Here is a 17,080-nt window from a genome sequence, read left to right as displayed (position 1 = left end):
CCGAACAACGCCAGGGGAATCCCTGGGTTATTCGGAGCTTTCCGGCAGCCAACGGGGCTGTTTTCAGGAGTTGGGTTTGTCGCCATACCAACGTGGTGTGTACACCCACTCGCCCCCACCGGCGCGCGGGAACACACAGGTGGTGGATGAACCGATCAGCACCATGGTGCGCATGTCCACCTGCTCGGGGGTCAGTTGCCCCAAGGTGGTGACGCGCAGCGTCTGGCCTGGACGACCGATGTCACGGCCCAGCACCACCGGCGTCTGTGGCGTGCGATGCAACGCGACGATCTCCAGGGCGCGCCCCAGTTGCCAAGGCCGGGAGCGCGAGATCGGGTTGTAGAACGCCAAGGCCAGGTCGGCCTGGGAAGCCAGGTCCAGGCGTTTTTCGATGATCGACCAGGGCTTGAGGTTATCCGACAGTGACATCACACAGAAGTCATGCCCCAGCGGCGCGCCCGCCTGGGCAGCGGTGGCCAGCGAAGCGGAAACCCCCGGCAGGATTTCCAGGTCGACCTGATGCCAGGCCGGCTCGCTGGACTCGTGCAGCGCTTCAATCACTGCCGCAGCCATGGCGAATACGCCAGGGTCGCCGGACGACACCACCACCACCGAACGCCCCTGCGCAGCCAACTCGAAGGCGTGGCGGGCGCGCTGCATTTCTTCGCGGTTGTCAGTGCAGTGTTGCACTTGGTCGTCCCGGAACGGCCCGGCCATGCGCACGTAGGTTTCATACCCCAAAACATCGGTGCAACGCGCCAGTTCCGCCTTCACCGCCGGCACCATCAGTTCAGCGGCGCCGGGGCCCAGGCCGATCACCGCCAGACGCCCGCGCGGGCGCCCCACCTGTGTCAGGTCCAAGGGCTGCTCGGCCACGGTAATGCTGATATCCGCAACGGGTGTCAGCGCGGCAAAACGCAGCGGTACGCCCAGAGCCGACGCGGCTTCATGCAAGGACGCGTCAGCCATCTGCAGGTCGCTGGCCAGCAGGCAGGCCAGGGACTGCACGGCCACACCCGCCTCCTGCAACGCTGTGCGCACACGCTCGGCCAACTGCGCACCCGGCCGGCAAGTGACGTAGATATTCTGCGGGTAAATCAGCAACTCGTTGGCTGCCGGTGTGCGCTCGGCACTGCCTACATGAATCGCCAGGCGCGCTTGTTGATCCTGAGGCAGGTTAGCCTCCTCCAGCCATGGCGCCGCACCTTCGATACGCACGCTTTCGCCGGCCAGAAGGTCAGAGACAAAGCGTTTGCCCAATTCGATATCGGCCAGTTGATAGCCCGCCGGCGGGTTGAGCAGGCAGGTGCCAAAACGCAACTCACCACTGGTGGTGATGGCGGCGGACACGCCGAGTGCCGCAGCGATGTCCCGCGCCATCAGGTTCACGCCACCCAGGCCACCGAGCAATGGCACCACGGCGCTGCCGTCTTCGGCCACGGCCAGCACGGCGGGCTCTTCGCCCTTTTCCAGCAGCAACGGCGCCAGGGTGCGGATCACAATGCCCGCGGCGCACAGGGCAATCAGTGGCGTGCCCTGCTGATAAAGCTGACGCAAGGTCGCGCCGAATTCGCTGTAGCTGCGGTCTGCACCTTCAACCCGTGTGGCCAGGCCGTGGATCAACGCGCCGGGGTAAACCTGCTGGAGCGTGCGCGCAGTCGCCAGGCTGCCCTGGCCCAGAATCACAATCGCCGGGGTCATCAACCTTGCCACCGTTCACCGGGCACGATGATCAGCGAGAAGTACGGCGAAGACATCGGTTCCACCTGATCCAGCGGCACGATCTTCTGGTTGGCCATGGTGGCGCGCTCCACATACAGCGCCCGCTCGGCCAGGCCCAACTCCTCCAACACCTGGCGCACCTTCGGAAAGTTGCGCCCCAGCTTCATGATCACGGCGGCATCGGCATCCGCCAGGCGGCGCTTGAGCTCCTCATGGGGCAATACGCCGGAGAGCACCGACAAACTCTGGTTGCGATACACCAACGGCGCGCCAAGTACCGAGGCGCCCCCGAGCATCGAGCACACGCCTGGAATCACCTCGGCGTCGTAGCGCTCGGCCAGGCGGTCATGCAGGTACATGTAGGAGCCGTAGAAGAACGGGTCACCTTCGCAGATCACCGCCACGTCGCGGCCTGCGTCCAGGTGCGCGGCCACGTCGAGGCTGGCGTTGTCGTAGAAGTCGCTGATCACCTGCTCGTAGGACAGCGGCGCCGGCAGCACTTCGGTGGTCACCGGGTACACCAGCGGCATCAGGGTCTGTTGCGGTACCAGATGGTCTTCGATGATGCCGAAGGCATTGCCCTTCTTGCCCTTGGCCACGAAGTACGCCACCACCGGCGATTCACGCAGCAGGCGCAAAGCTTTGAGGGTAATCAGTTCGGGGTCACCGGGGCCGACGCCCAGGCCGATCAAACGTCCGCGCACCTGCATTATTCGACCTCCGTGGCCAGGGCATTGACGGCGGCTGCCGCCATGGCACTGCCACCCAGGCGGCCTTGCATGATCACGAACGGCACCCCACGGCTATCAGCGGCGAGCATCGCCTTGGATTCGGCGGCGCCAACAAAGCCCACCGGAAAACCGAGGATCAACGCCGGTTTCGGCGCGCCGGCATCGAGCATTTCCAACAGGTAGAACAACGCGGTCGGCGCGTTGCCGATCACCACCACGCTGCCTTCCAGATGCGGGCGCCACAGCTCAAGGGCGGCGGCGGAACGGGTGTTGCCCAGCTCCCGCGCCAGCTCCGCCACGCTGTCGTCGCGCAGGGTGCAGATCACCTGGTTATTGGCCGGCAGGCGTGCGCGGGTCACGCCTTCGGACACCATCCGCGCATCGCACAGAATCGGCGCGCCAGCGGCCAACGCGTCACGCCCAGCCTTGCCGGCCCCTTCGGAGAATTGCAGGCCGTCGATGGCCTCGACCATGCCGCACGCATGAATCACCCGCACCGCGAGCTTTTCCAAGTCAGCCGGGATGCGGTCCAACTTGGCTTCCGCGCGAATAATGGCGAAGGAGTTGCGATAGATCTCCTGACCGTCGCGGATGTAATCAATCATCGGTGTTGCTCCGTGGACGAGCGCGCAACAGGGCGCCCGCCGCTTCAATGGAAAGAGTGCGCGCGTGCAGCCGGCCAAAACCTGGCTGGGCTGCATCGCGAAAATAGAGGTCGTAGTGGCCGGGGCTCACCGCCAGCAAGGTGACGGGCGCGGTGTGCGCGGCAGCGCAGGAGCGCGGACAGCCGGACAGATGCACCTCAACGCCCGGTTGCAGAGCAGCCAGTTGCACGGCGTCGGCCTTGGTGTCGGCCAGGCCTTTTGCGCAGCCACTGGAGCCGGTGCAGGCAATCATGCGCGCCAACGGGTGGTCGAGGGAGCAGATAAAGCCCAATTGCGCCAGGCGCTCGGTCACGGCGTGAGGCTTTTCGACGTTGGGCACCAGCACGCCTTGCCAGGGGGTGAAGCGCAAGGTGCCGTCGCCAAAGTCGCTGGCCAGTTGTGCGGCGCCCTTGAGCATCGTTGGGTCCAGACGGCCCAGGGGCGCGAGGGCGGCGACGTAGAACTGATTCTTTTGCGCTTGTGGATAAGTGCCCACCTGCAGCGACGCGTCGCTGGGCGGGCGAGTGAAGCGGTCGACTGGCAGCAACGGCACACGCAAATGGCTCAGCACGTTATCCACAGGCAAATGGCGCATGCGCGTTTGCTCAGGGGTGGCGAGGTCCAGAAAGGCTTCCAGCACAGCCACTACCAACTCAAGCCCTTGGCTCAATGGCACGGCGGCCAGGGGCGCATCCAGACCCGGACAGCCGGCCAGGCCGAACGCGAGCAGGGTTTCGCCATGGCGTACGAAGGCCGACAACCACAGATCGTGGTGATGTTCGAGCATCGCCAGGTCTTCGCCGCCATCGAGTTGCACCGCGAACTTGGCAGACAGTTGATGGAAACGCGGATGGTTTTCCAGGGTGGCGAGGATCTGCGCGGCCAGCGGGCGGGTGTCGAACAGCATCTGCGGGTCGATGCCGGCGCTGGGGCTGAGCATCAGATTGCGCACGTCGTCACCGCCCGCGTTGCTGGGCCCCAGGCCCGCCGCCAGCAGCCGGGCGATCAACACTTGCTGCTCGGCGCCGATGCCGCGAATCTGCAAGTTGGCGCGGTTGGTCGCCTCGATCACCCCGCCCGCATACGCCTGGGCCGCGTCCGCCACGGCGTGGGCCTGGGCGGCGGTGATCGCGCCGCCCGCCAATTTGACCCGGCAAATGCCGCCGTCCAGCGCCTGGACAATACGCAGCAACCCCGGACAAGCCGAGGGGCGCAAGGTATTCACAGCGGGCGTTGGGTTCACGGGGCTACCGGTTGACGGGTAAAGGCGCGGTATTATGCCTGCTTTGTCCGGCGGCATGAAAAGCCTGCCCGTCGGATGTCGTTCAAGGAATTGATATGTCGCCCTGGCTGACGGTTGTAGGCATCGGTGAAGACGGCTTCAAAGGCCTGGGCAGGAATGCCCGGCATGCCCTGTTGCGCGCCACGCGGATTATAGGTGCTCAGCGCCAGTTGGACCTGCTGCCGCAGTGTATTGGTGGCGAGCGCCAGCTATGGCCGAGCCCGTTTTCCCTGGAGCCGATGTTGTCGCGGCGCGGGGAGCCTGTGTGCGTCTTGGCCAGTGGCGACCCGATGTTCTATGGCGTCGGCGCCAGCCTGGCCCGGCACGTGGCGGCTGAGGAGTTGACGATTTTGCCCGCGCCCTCGTCGGTATCCCTGGCGGCTGCACGCGTGGGCTGGCCGTTGCAGGAGGTGGTGACATTGTCGGTGGTGGCGCGGCCCTTGGCGGCGATCAACGCACACCTGGCCAGTGGCGTGCGCTTGTTGGTATTGAGCAATGACGGCAGCAGCCCCGCCCTGATTGCCGCGTTGTTGGCCGAGCGTGGTTTTGGCCCCAGTCGCATCCGTGTGTTTGAACACTTGGGCAGCCCGGCTGAACGGCGTATCGACGGGCACGCGCAAACGTGGGAGCAGGCTGCGGTTGCCGATTTGAACCTGGTCGCCATCGACTGCCTGGCAGATTCCCACGCACCGCGCCTGTCGCGTCTTGCCGGCTTGCCGGACTCGGCCTTCCAACACGACGGCCAACTGACCAAGCGCGATGTACGCGCCATGACCCTCGCCCGCCTCGCGCCCATGCCGGGCGAACTGTTATGGGACGTGGGCGCGGGCAGCGGCTCCATCGGTATTGAATGGATGCGCACCCATCCCAGCTGTCGCGCCTTGGCGATTGAAGCCGACACCGGCCGCCAGGGCCTGATCGAACACAACCGCGACGCCCTCGGCGTGCCCGGCCTGCAACTGGTGCGTGGCAAGGCGCCGGAGGCGTTAACCGGCCTGGAAACACCGGACGCCATCTTTATCGGCGGCGGCGTCACCCGCGACGGCGTGCTCGACACCTGCTGGCACCACCTGCGCCCTGGTGGTCGGCTGGTTGCCAATGCCGTGACCCTGCAAAGCGAAATGACCTTGATGAACTGGCGCGCCCAACATGGCGGCGAACTGACCCGCATCCACGTCGCCCAGGCCCAGCCATTAGGCGAGTTCGATACCTGGCGCCAGGCGCTGCCGATCACGTTGCTGGAAGTGATCAAACCGTTATGAAAAGGATTCTTTTACTGGGCGGCGTCACCGAAGCGCTGGCCATCGCCCGCACCTTGGGGCCGCAGCATATCTACAGCCTGGCCGGCGTGGGCCGCGTACCAACCGACCTGAACTGCCAGGTTCGCGTCGGGGGTTACGGAGGCGCTGAAGGCTTAGCGCAGTTTATTCGTGAAGAACGTATCAGCCTGATCCTTGATGCCACCCATCCGTATGCAGCGCAGATCAGCCAAAACGCGGCCCACGCGGCGCGATTGAGCGATGTACCTTGCTGGGCATTGCGACGCCCGGCGTGGCAGCCACAGCCGGAGGATGATTGGCGCGAGGTCGCTGACTGGGCCGAGTTGGTCGAAGCGCTCAAACCCTTCAAGCGCCCGCTGTTCACCTTGGGTCGCGAACCCTTGCAGCACCTCGACGAAATCCCCGCCGAGCAGTTCTGGACCTTGCGCGCGCTGGATGTGTATCCGGGCAACGAGCGCTGTGAAGTGATCGGCGCACGCGGGCCGTTCCTCATCGCGGACGAGCGGGCCTTATTCCAAGAACGGCGGATTGATGTGCTGATCAGCAAGAACAGCGGCAGCACCGCCACCGAGCCGAAGCTGGAAGTGGCGCGTGAGCGTGGGGTGCCGGTGCTGGTGTTGAAGCGGCCGGTGTTGGCAGCAGTGGATCGAGAGTTTACGGCAGTGCCAGCGTTGCTAGAGGCAATCACCCTTTTCTAAACACCACCTGTCCAATGTGGGAGCGGGCTTGCTCGCGAAGGCAGTGTGTCGGCCAAAACAGCCAGCGACTGACACACCGCTTTCGCGAGCAAGCCCGCTCCCACACTTTGGAACTGCGTTATCAGACGGCGGTAGTGGATCAGCCAGCAAAGGCGTTAGCTCAATCAACTGCGCAACGGTTCAACGAGAAGTTACCTACAGACGCACCGGAACCCGCTGACTACTGAGACACGCAGCCCATGGCGATGATCCTCAACATTTCGTCAACGCAAAAACGTGACATCGAGCGTGCTAAAGAAATTGCAGATGAATTTGAGAAAAAGGAGTGACCCATGACTCAATTTAAAGATTTCGATATAGCCGAGCATCTGACGACCCCAGAGGACATGGCGGAGTATCTCGAAGCCTCTTTCGAGGAGGACGCCGGTGACGGATTGCTGATTCGCTCAGCGCTCAACAATATCGCCCGCGCCCAAGGCATGACCCAAATAGCCCGCGACGCCGGCCTCGGACGAGAAAGTCTGTACAAAGCCCTCTCCAGCACGGGCAATCCCGAATTCGCGACTATCATGAAAGTCATGAAGGCTCTGGGCCTCAAGCTCCACGCCACGGCCGTCTGAACCACTGCGACACCAAACCACACCCGCCCTTTTTACTTATCCCCCTCGATCAGGCTAAATACCCGCCTGATCGTTTAACCCTACGGATTATCCGCCATGGCCCGTCAACGCTTTGCAATTGCCTGGATCGCCTGCCTTGCAGTGCTGTTCAATGCGTTTGCCATGCCGTTGGCCAGTGCGATGCAGCAGACGGATGACCCGATCAAGCGTCTGATGTGGGGCGGGTTCTGTTCGTCCAATGGTGCCAGCCTCAAGGCGATTGCCCTGGGCAAGCTGGAAATCCCGGCGCCGCCGGATGATCACTCGGCTATGCAGCATTGCTGGTGTTGCTCGGGTTCGGCGCCCTTGGTGGCGTTGCCGGGGCATGTGCCGCAGTTGTATGTGACACGCTTCGAGGCGGTGCAGAGCCTGCCGCCGCGCTTATTGCGCAATCCCACCCCGCGCCAGCAATGGCCAAGTCTTAACCCTCGCGCCTCTCCAACGGTCTGATTTTCTTCGCAAGTGAACTGCGTTTAGAACCGTTCTGGAGAACTGCCATGCTCAAATCTTCCCTGCTTCTGGCTGCGTTGCTGCTGCCGGTGTTCAGTGCTGCCAATGCCGAGGACTACAAGGCCGGCGACTTGGAGGTCAGCAATCCCTGGTCCCAGGAATTGCCGCCGAATGCGCCCACCGTCGCGGCCTATTTTGTGATTCATAACACCGGGGCTACCCCGGATCGCCTGCTCAGCGTTGAAACCAGCGTCGCCGAAAAAGCCGAGCTGCATGAACATGTAATGCAGGGCGACTTGATGAAGATGCAACAAGTGCCCAGCGTCGCCGTACCGGCCAAGGGTGAGCTGACCTTCGCACCGATGGCCTATCACGTGATGTTGCTGGGCCTCAAGGACCGCAGCCTGCTGGCCGATGGTAAGCAATTCCCGCTTACCCTGACCTTCGAGAAAGCCGGCAAGGTCGAGGTGCAAGTGTCGGTGCACAAAGCACCACCGATGGCTGGCCACGAGCATATGCACGCTCAGTAAGCCAACCTCGATGGGCGCCCCTCGCGCCAGGTTGTCTTTCCACTACCGCGTAAAGCGCGGCAGTTGGATCAGCCTGTTCGCCATGCTGATGATCTTTATCGGTCCGCTGATTTCCCAGGCGATGCCGATGGATCATCACGCCGGTATGTCCATGGAAATGCCCATGGAGATGCCGAGCGACCACGGCGAATCCCATCACACCAAAGCCCCCGCCGAACACCACGCACTCTGGGCCAAGTGCGGCTATTGCGACCTGCTATTCAGCTGCCCGGCCCTGCCCGGCAGTGTGTCATTCGTGGCCCTCGGCACCCCGCCGCCCGCCAACGCCCTCACCCCCGCCACGCGCCTGGGCCATGCCCGGCAGAGCATCTTCCCCGGCGCCCGTAGCCGTGCGCCGCCCATCGATTCGTAAGCCCTTCACAGCGTTACTTCACCCCGGCCGACTTTAGACAGACAGCCGCAGGCTGCTGGCCGTGTTGTTTACGATTGATTGATGGAATTTGTCATGTCCAGGTTTTCTGCTGACACCCGTTTGGGAAGTACTGCCCTGCTCACCGCCTTATGCGGCGCACTATTGGCTGCCCACGCCCACGCCGACGAGCATGAGCTGAGCCCCACCGTCATCACCGCGATCGCCCCCAGCTCGCCGCTGACCGTGGTCACCAACCCCAAAGACCCACGCCAACCGGTGCCCGCCAGCGATGGCGGCGACTACCTCAAGACCATCCCCGGCTTCGCCCTGGTGCGCAACGGCGGCACCAATGGCGACCCGGTGCTGCGCGGCATGTTCGGCTCGCGCCTGAATATCCTCACCAACGGCGGCATGATGCTCGGCGCCTGCCCGGGCCGCATGGATGCGCCAACTTCGTATATTTCGCCGGAAACCTACGACAAGCTCACCGTGATCAAAGGCCCGCAAACCGTGCTCTGGGGCCCTGGCGCGTCAGCGGGCACCATCCTGTTCGAGCGTGAGCCGGAGCAGTTCGGCGAGCTGGGCACGCGGGTCAACGCCAGCGTATTGGCCGGCTCCAACGGGCGCTTCGACAAGGTCATCGATGCCGCTGCCGGCGGCCCATTGGGCTACGTGCGGGTGATCGGCAACCAGTCCCATGCCGACGATTACAAGGACGGCAACAACGACACCGTCGCCTCGCGCTATGACAAGTGGAACGGTGACGTGGCCGTGGGTTTCACGCCCGACGCCGACACCCTGCTGGAACTCACCGCCGGGCGTGGCGACGGCGAGGCGCGCTACGCCGGGCGCGGCATGGATGGCTCGCAGTTCCTGCGCGAAAGCCTGGGGCTGCGTTTCGAGAAGTCCAATATCGGCGAGGTGCTGGATAAGGTCGAGGCCCAGGTCTACTACAACTACGCCGACCATGTGATGGACAACTACAGCCTGCGCGTCCCTTCGGGCACCGGCAGGATGGCGGGGCCCATGGCGTCCAACGTCGACCGCCGCACCCTCGGCGCACGTATCAAGGCGACCTGGCGCTGGGCCGATGTGCAATTGATCAGCGGCCTGGATGCACAGACCAATGAACACCGTGCGCGCAGCGGCATGGGCATCGACACCTATAAGGATGCGCCGCGTAACAAGGACGCCAATTTCCACAACTACGGTGTGTTCGGCGAACTGACCTGGTACGCCGCTGACAATGATCGCCTGATCACCGGCGCACGCCTGGACCGCGCCTCGGCCAAGGACTTCCGTCAACGCACCGGCTCGGGAATGATGTCGCGCCCGAACCCGACTGCCGGCGACACCCGCGCCGATACGTTGCCCTCGGGCTTTGTGCGCTATGAACACGACCTGGCGGACAGCCCCACCACGCTGTATGCCGGCCTGGGCCACGCGCAACGTTTCCCGGATTATTGGGAACTGTTTTCCCCCAACACCGGCGCGGCGGGTTCGGTGAATGCCTTCGACGGCGTGAAACCGGAGAAAACCACCCAGCTCGACTTCGGTGCCCAATACAAGAGCGCCGACCTGGAAGCCTGGGCCTCGGGCTACGTCGGCCAGGTACGCGACTTCATTCTGTTCGACTACAGGCCCGGCATGATGGGCACCACCTCCCAGGCGCGCAATGTGGACGCACGCATCATGGGCGGCGAACTGGGCGCGGCGTACAAGCTGAGCCAACACTGGAAAGCCGACGCCAGCCTGGCCTATGCCTGGGGCAAGAACAGCAGCGACGGCAAGGCCCTGCCACAAATGCCACCGCTGGACACGCGCCTGGGCCTGACCTACAGCCAAGACGATTGGAGCGCTGGTGCATTGTGGCGGGTAGTTGCTGCGCAACACCGCATCGACCCGAACAAGGGCAACGTGGTCGGCAAGGACTACGACAAAAGTGGCGGCTTTGGCGTGTTCTCGCTGAACGCGGCATACCGCGTCAACAAGCACTTCAAGGTCAGTACCGGGGTCGACAATTTGTTTGGCAAGGCTTATGCCGAGCACTTGAACCTTGCCGGTAACGCAGGCTTCGGCTACCCGGCGAACGACCCGCAGGCCATCAAGGAGCCGGGGCGTACGCTCTGGACCAAGGTGGACATGAGCTTCTAAAAGCGTCGTAGGCAAGCCTGCGCCCACAGGTGGATTACAGTCCCCTGTGGGAGCTGGCTTGCCTGCGATGGCGGTGTAACAGACCAAGAAAAATCAAAAGCCTTATGCGGAGCACCCGATGACCACACAAAAAATTTCCTTCTACAACCTGGCCTGGCGCTGGCACTTTTACGCCGGCCTCTTCGTCGCCCCCTTCATGGTGCTGCTGGCCCTCACCGGCATCATCTACCTGTTCAAACCCCAACTCGACCCGCTGATGTACGGCCACCTGCTTACCGTGCCCGCCGCCGAACACGCGCTGAGCGCCGATGAGCAACTGCAGCGCGCCCAGGCCGCCTACCCTCACGCCGCGATCAGCAAATACCTGCCGCCTGCCGACGCCACTCGCAGTGCGCAGTTCGTGATACGCAACGACGCCCACGAAGTGACAGTGTTCATCGACCCCTATCGCGGCACCGTCCTCGGTGAGCAAGACGCAAACAACAACCTGCAAGCCATCGTCCGCGCCCTGCACGGCGAGCTGATGATCGGCACCGTCGGTGATCGCCTGATCGAACTCGCCGCTGGCTGGGGCGTGATGCTGGTGGTCTCCGGCCTGTACCTGTGGTGGCCGCGGGGCAAGTCTTCGGCCGGGGTGTTGTGGCCGCGCTTCGGCAACCGTGGCCGCTTGTTCTGGCGCGACCTGCACGCTGTCGCCGGGTTCTGGGGCGCGGCGTTCCTGCTGGTGATGCTGCTCAGCGGCATGACCTGGACCGGCTTCTGGGGCAAGCAATACGCCGACCTATGGAACACCTTCCCGGCAGCGATGTGGAACAACGTGCCGCAGTCCGACCAGCAAGCCCGTGTGCTCAACACCGCCACCCAGCAAACCGTGCCCTGGGCCCTGGAAAACACCCCTATGCCGATGTCCGGCGACCACGCCGAGCATATGAATCACGGCGCGATGCACGCAGGGCCGGCCGCACCCACCGTACGCCTGCAACAGGTGGTCGACCTGGCCAATGCGCGCAAGGTCGAGCCCGGCTACAGCATCACCTTCCCCACCACCGCCACCGGTATATTCACCGTCGCGGTGTTCGCCGACGACCCGCGCAACGACGCCACCCTGCACGTGGACCAGTACACCGGCAAAGTCCTGGCCGATGTGCGTTGGGATCATTACAACCTGGTCGCACGCGCCACCGAGACCGGCGTGATGCTGCATGAGGGCAAAATGTTCGGCTGGGTCAACCAACTGATCGTGCTGGTGATCTGCCTGATGATCCTGCTCAGCGCGGTCAGCGGCATGGTGATCTGGTGGAAGCGCCGGCCACAAGGCGGACTGGGCGTGCCGCCGCTGCGTCATGACTTGCCGAAATGGAAAACCGCGATGGCGATCATGCTTGGGCTTGCGATCATTTTCCCGTTGGTAGGGGCTTCGTTGGTCCTGGTATGGGCGCTGGATCGCTTGCTGCTGTCACGCATTAGCGCAACCGCCTGAAGCATTGTCGCGCAACGCCCTATTTTGAAGCCTGCCGTGCACTCAACGGCCTGCGTGGCGCCAACCTGGTGCGCCACGCAGCGGCTTTACCTCCTGAACCCGCCGGTAAACCCGTGTCTGGCGTAGCAGGCACAGCCCTTGCAAAGCCGTGTGTATCTGCCCCACAACAATTATCGGTACACGGAGATCGCACCATGAAGCGTCGCAGCTTGATCAAGGCTTTCACTTTGTCGGCATCCATTGCCGCCATGGGTTTGACCTGGACCGTCCAGGCCGCCGAGACCATCAAGGTCGGCATCCTGCACTCGTTGTCCGGGACCATGGCGATCTCCGAAACCTCGCTCAAAGACATGGCGCTGATGACCATCGACGAGATCAACGCCAAAGGCGGGGTGAACGGCAAGATGCTCGAACCGGTGGTGGTAGACCCGGCGTCCAACTGGCCGCTGTTCGCCGAGAAAGGCCGGCAACTGCTGACCCAGGACAAGGTCGCCGTGGTGTTCGGCTGCTGGACCTCGGTGTCGCGTAAATCGGTGTTGCCGGTGTTCGAAGAACTCAACGGCTTGCTGTTCTACCCGGTGCAGTACGAAGGCGAAGAAATGTCGCCCAACGTGTTCTATACCGGTGCGGCGCCGAACCAGCAGGCGATCCCGGCGGTGGAATACCTGATGAGCGAAGAAGGCGGCAGCGCCAAGCGTTTCTTCCTGCTCGGCACCGACTACGTGTACCCGCGCACCACCAACAAGATCCTGCGCTCGTTCCTGCATTCCAAAGGCGTGGCGGATAAAGACATCGAAGAGGTCTACACCCCGTTCGGCCACGCCGATTACCAGACCATCGTTGCCAACATCAAGAAGTTCTCCGCCGGTGGCAAGACGGCTGTGGTCTCCACCGTCAACGGCGACTCCAACGTGCCGTTCTACAAAGAGCTGGCCAACCAAGGCTTGAAAGCCACCGAGGTCCCGGTGGTGGCGTTCTCGGTGGGTGAAGAAGAACTGCGTGGCATCGACACCAAGCCGTTGGTGGGCAACCTCGCGGCCTGGAACTACTTCCAGTCGGTGGAGAACCCGGTGAACCAGAAGTTCGTGGCCGACTGGAAAGCCTACGCCAAGAAACACAACCTGCCGGGCGCCGACAAAGCCGTGACCAACGACCCGATGGAAGCCACCTATGTGGGCATTCATATGTGGGCGCAGGCGGCGGAAAAAGCCAAGTCCACCGACGTCGACAAAGTGCGTGAAGCCCTGGGCGGCCAGACCTTCGCCGCGCCGTCGGGCTTCACCCTGACCATGGACAAGACCAACCACCACCTGCACAAGCCGGTGATGATCGGTGAGATCCAGGCCGACGGGCAGTTCTCGGTGGTGTGGCAGACCGAAGCGCCGATTCGTGCACAGCCGTGGAGCCCCTACATCCCGGGCAATGACAAGAAGCCGGACTACGCGGTGAAGAGCAACTAAAGCCCAACACAGATCAAATGTGGGAGCGGGCTTGCTCGCGAATGCGGTAAATCAGTGACAAATGTGCTGACTGACACACCGCATTCGCGAGCAAGCCCGCTCCCACAGTTTGACCGCGCATAATCAGGACATTTTGCTATGCCCACTGCCCTCCACCGCCTCATCCTCGCCCTGCTGTTGTTGCTGCCCTTTGGCGCACACGCCAGCGACGCCGAAGACTTCCTCGCCGCCAACCCGGTGCAGCAAGCCAAACTCCTGCAGGACTGGGCCGCCCAACCCGACCCAACGCGTATCGAGTTGGTGGACGCCCTTGAGCAAGGCCAACTCACGCTCAACGGCGAAACCAAGACCGTGCGCCTGAACAACCGCCTGCGCGGCTTGATCAATAACGTGCAAGCCAGCCAGCAACTGCTCGCCGCCGACCCCAAGGTGCGCCTGGAGGCTGCGCGCACCCTGCAAAAAAGCGCAGTGCCTGCACAGCTGAAATTCCTCGACCAGCAGGCCGCCGCCGAGACGGATGAGCAGGTGCACAGCGCCCTCAGCCTGGCCCTGGCCAACCTGCAATTGGTCGACCCTGACCCGGTGGTGCGCCTGGCGGCCGTGCGCTTGCTCGGCAGCACCGGCGACCCGCTCGCGCGCACGCGCCTTGAAGCGCTGCTGGCACCCGGCGTGGAAGCCGATGCCGCCGTGCACACCGCTGCTGAAACCAGCCTGGCCCAGGTCAAACGCAAACTGATGATGGGTGAAATCCTCGGCCAGGCGTTCAGCGGCATGTCTCTAGGCTCGATCCTGCTGCTGGCGGCCCTGGGCCTGGCGATCACCTTCGGCCTGCTCGGCGTGATCAACATGGCCCACGGCGAGATGCTGATGCTCGGCGCCTACTCCACCTATGTGGTGCAGTTGATGATGCAGCGCTATGTGCCCCAGGCCATCGAGTTCTACCCATTGATCGCGTTGCCGGTGGCGTTCTTTGTCACTGCGGCCATCGGCATGGCGCTGGAACGCACAGTCATCCGTCACTTGTATGGCCGTCCGCTGGAAACCCTGCTCGCCACCTGGGGCATCAGCCTGATGCTGATCCAGCTGGTGCGCCTGGTGTTCGGCGCGCAGAACGTCGAAGTGTCGAACCCGGCCTGGCTGTCCGGCGGCATCCAGGTGCTGCCCAACCTGGTGCTGCCGTACAACCGCATCGTCATCATTGCCTTTGCGCTGTTCGTGGTGGTGCTCACCTGGCTGCTACTGAACAAGACGCGCCTGGGTCTGAACGTGCGCGCCGTCACCCAGAACCGCAACATGGCGGCCTGCTGCGGCGTGCCCACCGGGCGTGTGGACATGCTCGCCTTCGGCCTCGGCTCCGGCATCGCGGGCCTTGGCGGCGTGGCGCTGAGCCAGATCGGCAACGTCGGCCCGGACCTGGGCCAGAGCTACATCATCGACTCGTTCCTGGTGGTGGTGCTCGGCGGCGTCGGCCAGTTGGCCGGCAGTGTCATGGCCGCCTTTGGCCTGGGGATCGCCAACAAAATCCTCGAACCCCAGATCGGTGCCGTGCTCGGCAAGATCCTGATCCTCGCGCTGATCATTCTGTTTATCCAGAAACGCCCGCAAGGACTCTTCGCACTGAAAGGACGGGTGATCGACTGATGAACCAGCCATTGATGCTTACGGCCACGCAAAAGGCCGGCCCCAAAGTCACGATTGCAGTCGGTGCGGTCATCCTGCTCCTGCTGCTGGCGTTGCCCCTGTGTTCGCTATTGTCTGCCGACAACCCGCTGCATGTGTCGGCCTACACCTTGACCCTGGTGGGCAAGATTCTCTGCTACGCCATCGTCGCCCTGGCGCTCGACCTGGTGTGGGGTTACGCCGGAATGTTATCCCTGGGCCACGGTTTGTTCTTCGCCCTGGGCGGCTACGCCATGGGCATGTACTTGATGCGCCAGGCGTCGGGCGATGAGTTGCCGGCGTTCATGACCTTTTTGTCCTGGACCGAATTGCCCTGGTACTGGGCCGGCACCGACCATTTCCTCTGGGCGTTGTGCCTGGTGGTACTGGCCCCCGGTGTGCTGGCGTTGGTGTTCGGTTTCTTCGCCTTCCGCTCGCGGATCAAGGGCGTGTATTTCTCGATCATGACCCAGGCCCTGACGTTCGCCGGGATGCTGTTGTTCTTTCGCAACGAGACAGGGTTCGGCGGCAACAACGGCTTTACCAATTTTCGCAGCATCCTCGGTTTTGGCATCACTGAACCGGGCACGCGGGCGGTGTTGTTTATCGCCACGGTGCTGTTGCTGGTGGCCAGCCTCTACATCGGCTGGCGCCTGGCGAAGAGCAAGTTCGGCCGTGTGCTCACCGCCCTGCGCGATGCCGAGAACCGCCTGATGTTCTGCGGTTACGACCCACGCGGTTTCAAGCTGTTCGTGTGGGTGTTGAGCGCGGTGTTGTGCGGCCTTGCCGGCGCGCTGTATGTGCCGCAGGTGGGCATCATCAATCCCAGCGAAATGTCACCGACCAACTCCATCGAAGCCGCCGTGTGGGTGGCGCTGGGCGGGCGTGGCACGCTGATCGGGCCGCTGCTCGGCGCCGGTGTGGTCAATGGCATGAAAAGCTGGTTCACCGTGGCCTTCCCCGAGTACTGGCTGTTCTTCCTGGGGGCGCTGTTCATCATCGTCACCCTGTACCTGCCCAAGGGCGTTATCGGCCTGCTGAAGAAATGAGGAACGTCATGCTTGAACCTATTTTCGACGCAGGCAGCGGCCGCGATGCGATTGGCATCGGCCAGGTCGCGGGCAAAGGGCTCAACACCCGTCACGGCACCATTCTGACCCTGGAAGATATCAGCGTCAGCTTCGACGGTTTCAAGGCCCTCAACGACCTGAACCTGTACATCGGCGTCGGCGAATTGCGCTGCATCATCGGCCCCAACGGCGCCGGCAAGACCACACTGATGGACGTGATCACCGGCAAGACCCGGCCCAGCCACGGCAAGGCCTGGTTTGGCGAAACCCTGGACCTGACCCGCATGAGCGAAGTGCAGATCGCCCAGGCTGGCATCGGGCGCAAGTTCCAGAAACCCACGGTATTCGAAGCCCTCAGCGTGTTCGAAAACCTGGAGCTGGCGCAGAAGACCGACAAGTCGGTGTGGGCCAGCCTGCGTGCGCGCCTGAGTGGCGAGCAAAAAGACCGCATCGCAGAAGTGCTCGACACCATCCGCCTCACCGCCTCGGTGCATCGCCCCGCCGGTTTGCTGTCCCACGGCCAGAAGCAGTTCCTGGAAATCGGCATGCTGCTGATGCAAGACCCGCAACTGTTGCTGCTCGATGAACCGGTGGCAGGCATGACCGACGCCGAAACCGAGTTCACCGCCGAGCTGTTCAAGCGCCTGGCCGGGAAGCACTCGTTGATGGTGGTAGAACACGACATGGGGTTTGTCGGCTCGATTGCCGACCATGTCACCGTGTTGCACCAGGGCAGCGTGCTGGCCGAAGGGTCGCTGGAGCAGGTGCAGGAAAACGAGCGGGTGATCGAGGTTTACCTCGGTCGCTAACGCTGACACGAACGGCTGATCGTTCCCACGCTCCGCGTGG

The 17,080-nt window shown here is 63.3% G+C and carries 16 protein-coding genes; 12 read left to right on the top strand and 4 right to left on the bottom strand.

Features of this window, described 5'->3' with window-relative positions; all coding sequences use genetic code 11:
* Positions 1-63: 63 nt before the first annotated feature.
* From cobJ to cobG, 4 genes are read right to left on the bottom strand one after another with little or no spacing between them, the layout of a single operon-like run.
* Positions 64-1,701 (bottom strand): precorrin-3B C(17)-methyltransferase, encoded by a 1,638-nt coding sequence (gene cobJ, locus ACWHXD_RS02950; RefSeq protein ID WP_138763151.1) that lies wholly within the window; start codon positions 1,699-1,701, stop codon positions 64-66.
* A complete protein-coding gene (locus ACWHXD_RS02945; protein WP_138763150.1) occupies positions 1,701-2,432 on the bottom strand; it encodes a precorrin-2 C(20)-methyltransferase in 732 nt (243 codons plus the stop codon). The genes cobJ and ACWHXD_RS02945 overlap by 1 nt, the downstream gene beginning before the upstream one ends.
* Positions 2,432-3,058 carry a precorrin-8X methylmutase gene (locus tag ACWHXD_RS02940; RefSeq protein WP_138763149.1) on the bottom strand — a complete coding sequence of 209 codons (627 nt, stop codon included), beginning with the start codon at positions 3,056-3,058 and terminating at the stop codon, positions 2,432-2,434. Before ACWHXD_RS02940 ends, ACWHXD_RS02945 begins: the two co-directional genes overlap by 1 nt.
* Complete coding sequence (gene cobG, locus ACWHXD_RS02935; RefSeq protein WP_138763148.1) at positions 3,051-4,397, bottom strand: precorrin-3B synthase; 1,347 nt, start codon at positions 4,395-4,397, stop codon at positions 3,051-3,053. The genes ACWHXD_RS02940 and cobG overlap by 8 nt, the downstream gene beginning before the upstream one ends.
* Before the next feature lie 38 nt (positions 4,398-4,435).
* Between cobG and cbiE the strand changes: the two genes are divergently transcribed.
* From cbiE to urtD, 12 genes are all read left to right on the top strand, one after another.
* Positions 4,436-5,641 (top strand): precorrin-6y C5,15-methyltransferase (decarboxylating) subunit CbiE, encoded by a 1,206-nt coding sequence (gene cbiE, locus ACWHXD_RS02930; RefSeq protein ID WP_138763147.1) that lies wholly within the window; start codon positions 4,436-4,438, stop codon positions 5,639-5,641.
* Entirely contained in the window at positions 5,638-6,357 is a 720-nt protein-coding gene (locus ACWHXD_RS02925) for a cobalt-precorrin-6A reductase (RefSeq protein WP_138763146.1), read from the top strand. The genes cbiE and ACWHXD_RS02925 overlap by 4 nt, the downstream gene beginning before the upstream one ends.
* A 332-nt stretch (positions 6,358-6,689) precedes the next feature.
* The gene (locus ACWHXD_RS02920; RefSeq protein ID WP_032893775.1) at positions 6,690-6,977 is read left to right on the top strand and encodes an addiction module antidote protein; all 288 of its coding nucleotides are present in this window, start codon (positions 6,690-6,692) and stop codon (positions 6,975-6,977) included.
* Between the two features lie 96 nt (positions 6,978-7,073).
* On the top strand, positions 7,074-7,466 hold the full coding sequence (locus ACWHXD_RS02915; RefSeq protein WP_003188156.1) for a DUF2946 domain-containing protein: 393 nt from the start codon (positions 7,074-7,076) through the stop codon (positions 7,464-7,466).
* Positions 7,467-7,513: 47 nt separating this feature from the next.
* The gene (locus ACWHXD_RS02910; RefSeq protein WP_069558192.1) at positions 7,514-7,996 is read left to right on the top strand and encodes a copper chaperone PCu(A)C; all 483 of its coding nucleotides are present in this window, start codon (positions 7,514-7,516) and stop codon (positions 7,994-7,996) included.
* 10 nt (positions 7,997-8,006) lie between these two features.
* Positions 8,007-8,408 carry a DUF2946 domain-containing protein gene (locus tag ACWHXD_RS02905; protein WP_138763144.1) on the top strand — a complete coding sequence of 134 codons (402 nt, stop codon included), beginning with the start codon at positions 8,007-8,009 and terminating at the stop codon, positions 8,406-8,408.
* A gap of 93 nt (positions 8,409-8,501) precedes the next feature.
* A complete protein-coding gene (locus ACWHXD_RS02900) occupies positions 8,502-10,562 on the top strand; it encodes a TonB-dependent copper receptor (protein ID WP_138763143.1) in 2,061 nt (686 codons plus the stop codon).
* Between the two features lie 118 nt (positions 10,563-10,680).
* The gene (locus ACWHXD_RS02895; RefSeq protein WP_138763142.1) at positions 10,681-12,042 is read left to right on the top strand and encodes a PepSY-associated TM helix domain-containing protein; all 1,362 of its coding nucleotides are present in this window, start codon (positions 10,681-10,683) and stop codon (positions 12,040-12,042) included.
* Between the two features lie 194 nt (positions 12,043-12,236).
* Complete coding sequence (urtA, locus tag ACWHXD_RS02890) at positions 12,237-13,502, top strand: urea ABC transporter substrate-binding protein (RefSeq protein ID WP_003188149.1); 1,266 nt, start codon at positions 12,237-12,239, stop codon at positions 13,500-13,502.
* 138 nt (positions 13,503-13,640) lie between these two features.
* Positions 13,641-15,143: an urea ABC transporter permease subunit UrtB gene (gene urtB, locus ACWHXD_RS02885; protein ID WP_138763141.1), complete on the top strand. Its 1,503-nt coding sequence runs from the start codon at positions 13,641-13,643 to the stop codon at positions 15,141-15,143.
* A complete protein-coding gene (gene urtC / locus ACWHXD_RS02880) occupies positions 15,143-16,210 on the top strand; it encodes an urea ABC transporter permease subunit UrtC (RefSeq protein WP_014716711.1) in 1,068 nt (355 codons plus the stop codon). Before urtB ends, urtC begins: the two co-directional genes overlap by 1 nt.
* The gene (gene urtD / locus ACWHXD_RS02875) at positions 16,207-17,040 is read left to right on the top strand and encodes an urea ABC transporter ATP-binding protein UrtD (RefSeq protein WP_169918267.1); all 834 of its coding nucleotides are present in this window, start codon (positions 16,207-16,209) and stop codon (positions 17,038-17,040) included. The genes urtC and urtD overlap by 4 nt, the downstream gene beginning before the upstream one ends.
* Positions 17,041-17,080: the final 40 nt, after the last annotated feature.

The sequence above is a fragment of the Pseudomonas fjordensis genome (assembly GCF_976987115.1).
Note: the sequence above shows the minus strand (reverse complement) of the source record. Positions and strands in the feature narration are given on the sequence as shown.

What these genes read in the sequence shown, in the direction of transcription:
- cobJ (WP_138763151.1), bottom strand. Translation starts at nt 1,701, where the DNA reads ATGACCCCGGCGATTGTGATTCTGGGCCAGGGCAGCCTGGCGACTGCG.
- ACWHXD_RS02945 (WP_138763150.1), bottom strand. Translation starts at nt 2,432, where the DNA reads ATGCAGGTGCGCGGACGTTTGATCGGCCTGGGCGTCGGCCCCGGTGAC.
- ACWHXD_RS02940 (WP_138763149.1), bottom strand. Translation starts at nt 3,058, where the DNA reads ATGATTGATTACATCCGCGACGGTCAGGAGATCTATCGCAACTCCTTC.
- cobG (WP_138763148.1), bottom strand. Translation starts at nt 4,397, where the DNA reads ATGCCGCCGGACAAAGCAGGCATAATACCGCGCCTTTACCCGTCAACC.
- cbiE (WP_138763147.1), top strand. Translation starts at nt 4,436, where the DNA reads ATGTCGCCCTGGCTGACGGTTGTAGGCATCGGTGAAGACGGCTTCAAA.
- ACWHXD_RS02925 (WP_138763146.1), top strand. Translation starts at nt 5,638, where the DNA reads ATGAAAAGGATTCTTTTACTGGGCGGCGTCACCGAAGCGCTGGCCATC.
- ACWHXD_RS02920 (WP_032893775.1), top strand. Translation starts at nt 6,690, where the DNA reads ATGACTCAATTTAAAGATTTCGATATAGCCGAGCATCTGACGACCCCA.
- ACWHXD_RS02915 (WP_003188156.1), top strand. Translation starts at nt 7,074, where the DNA reads ATGGCCCGTCAACGCTTTGCAATTGCCTGGATCGCCTGCCTTGCAGTG.
- ACWHXD_RS02910 (WP_069558192.1), top strand. Translation starts at nt 7,514, where the DNA reads ATGCTCAAATCTTCCCTGCTTCTGGCTGCGTTGCTGCTGCCGGTGTTC.
- ACWHXD_RS02905 (WP_138763144.1), top strand. Translation starts at nt 8,007, where the DNA reads ATGGGCGCCCCTCGCGCCAGGTTGTCTTTCCACTACCGCGTAAAGCGC.
- ACWHXD_RS02900 (WP_138763143.1), top strand. Translation starts at nt 8,502, where the DNA reads ATGTCCAGGTTTTCTGCTGACACCCGTTTGGGAAGTACTGCCCTGCTC.
- ACWHXD_RS02895 (WP_138763142.1), top strand. Translation starts at nt 10,681, where the DNA reads ATGACCACACAAAAAATTTCCTTCTACAACCTGGCCTGGCGCTGGCAC.
- urtA (WP_003188149.1), top strand. Translation starts at nt 12,237, where the DNA reads ATGAAGCGTCGCAGCTTGATCAAGGCTTTCACTTTGTCGGCATCCATT.
- urtB (WP_138763141.1), top strand. Translation starts at nt 13,641, where the DNA reads ATGCCCACTGCCCTCCACCGCCTCATCCTCGCCCTGCTGTTGTTGCTG.
- urtC (WP_014716711.1), top strand. Translation starts at nt 15,143, where the DNA reads ATGAACCAGCCATTGATGCTTACGGCCACGCAAAAGGCCGGCCCCAAA.
- urtD (WP_169918267.1), top strand. Translation starts at nt 16,207, where the DNA reads ATGAGGAACGTCATGCTTGAACCTATTTTCGACGCAGGCAGCGGCCGC.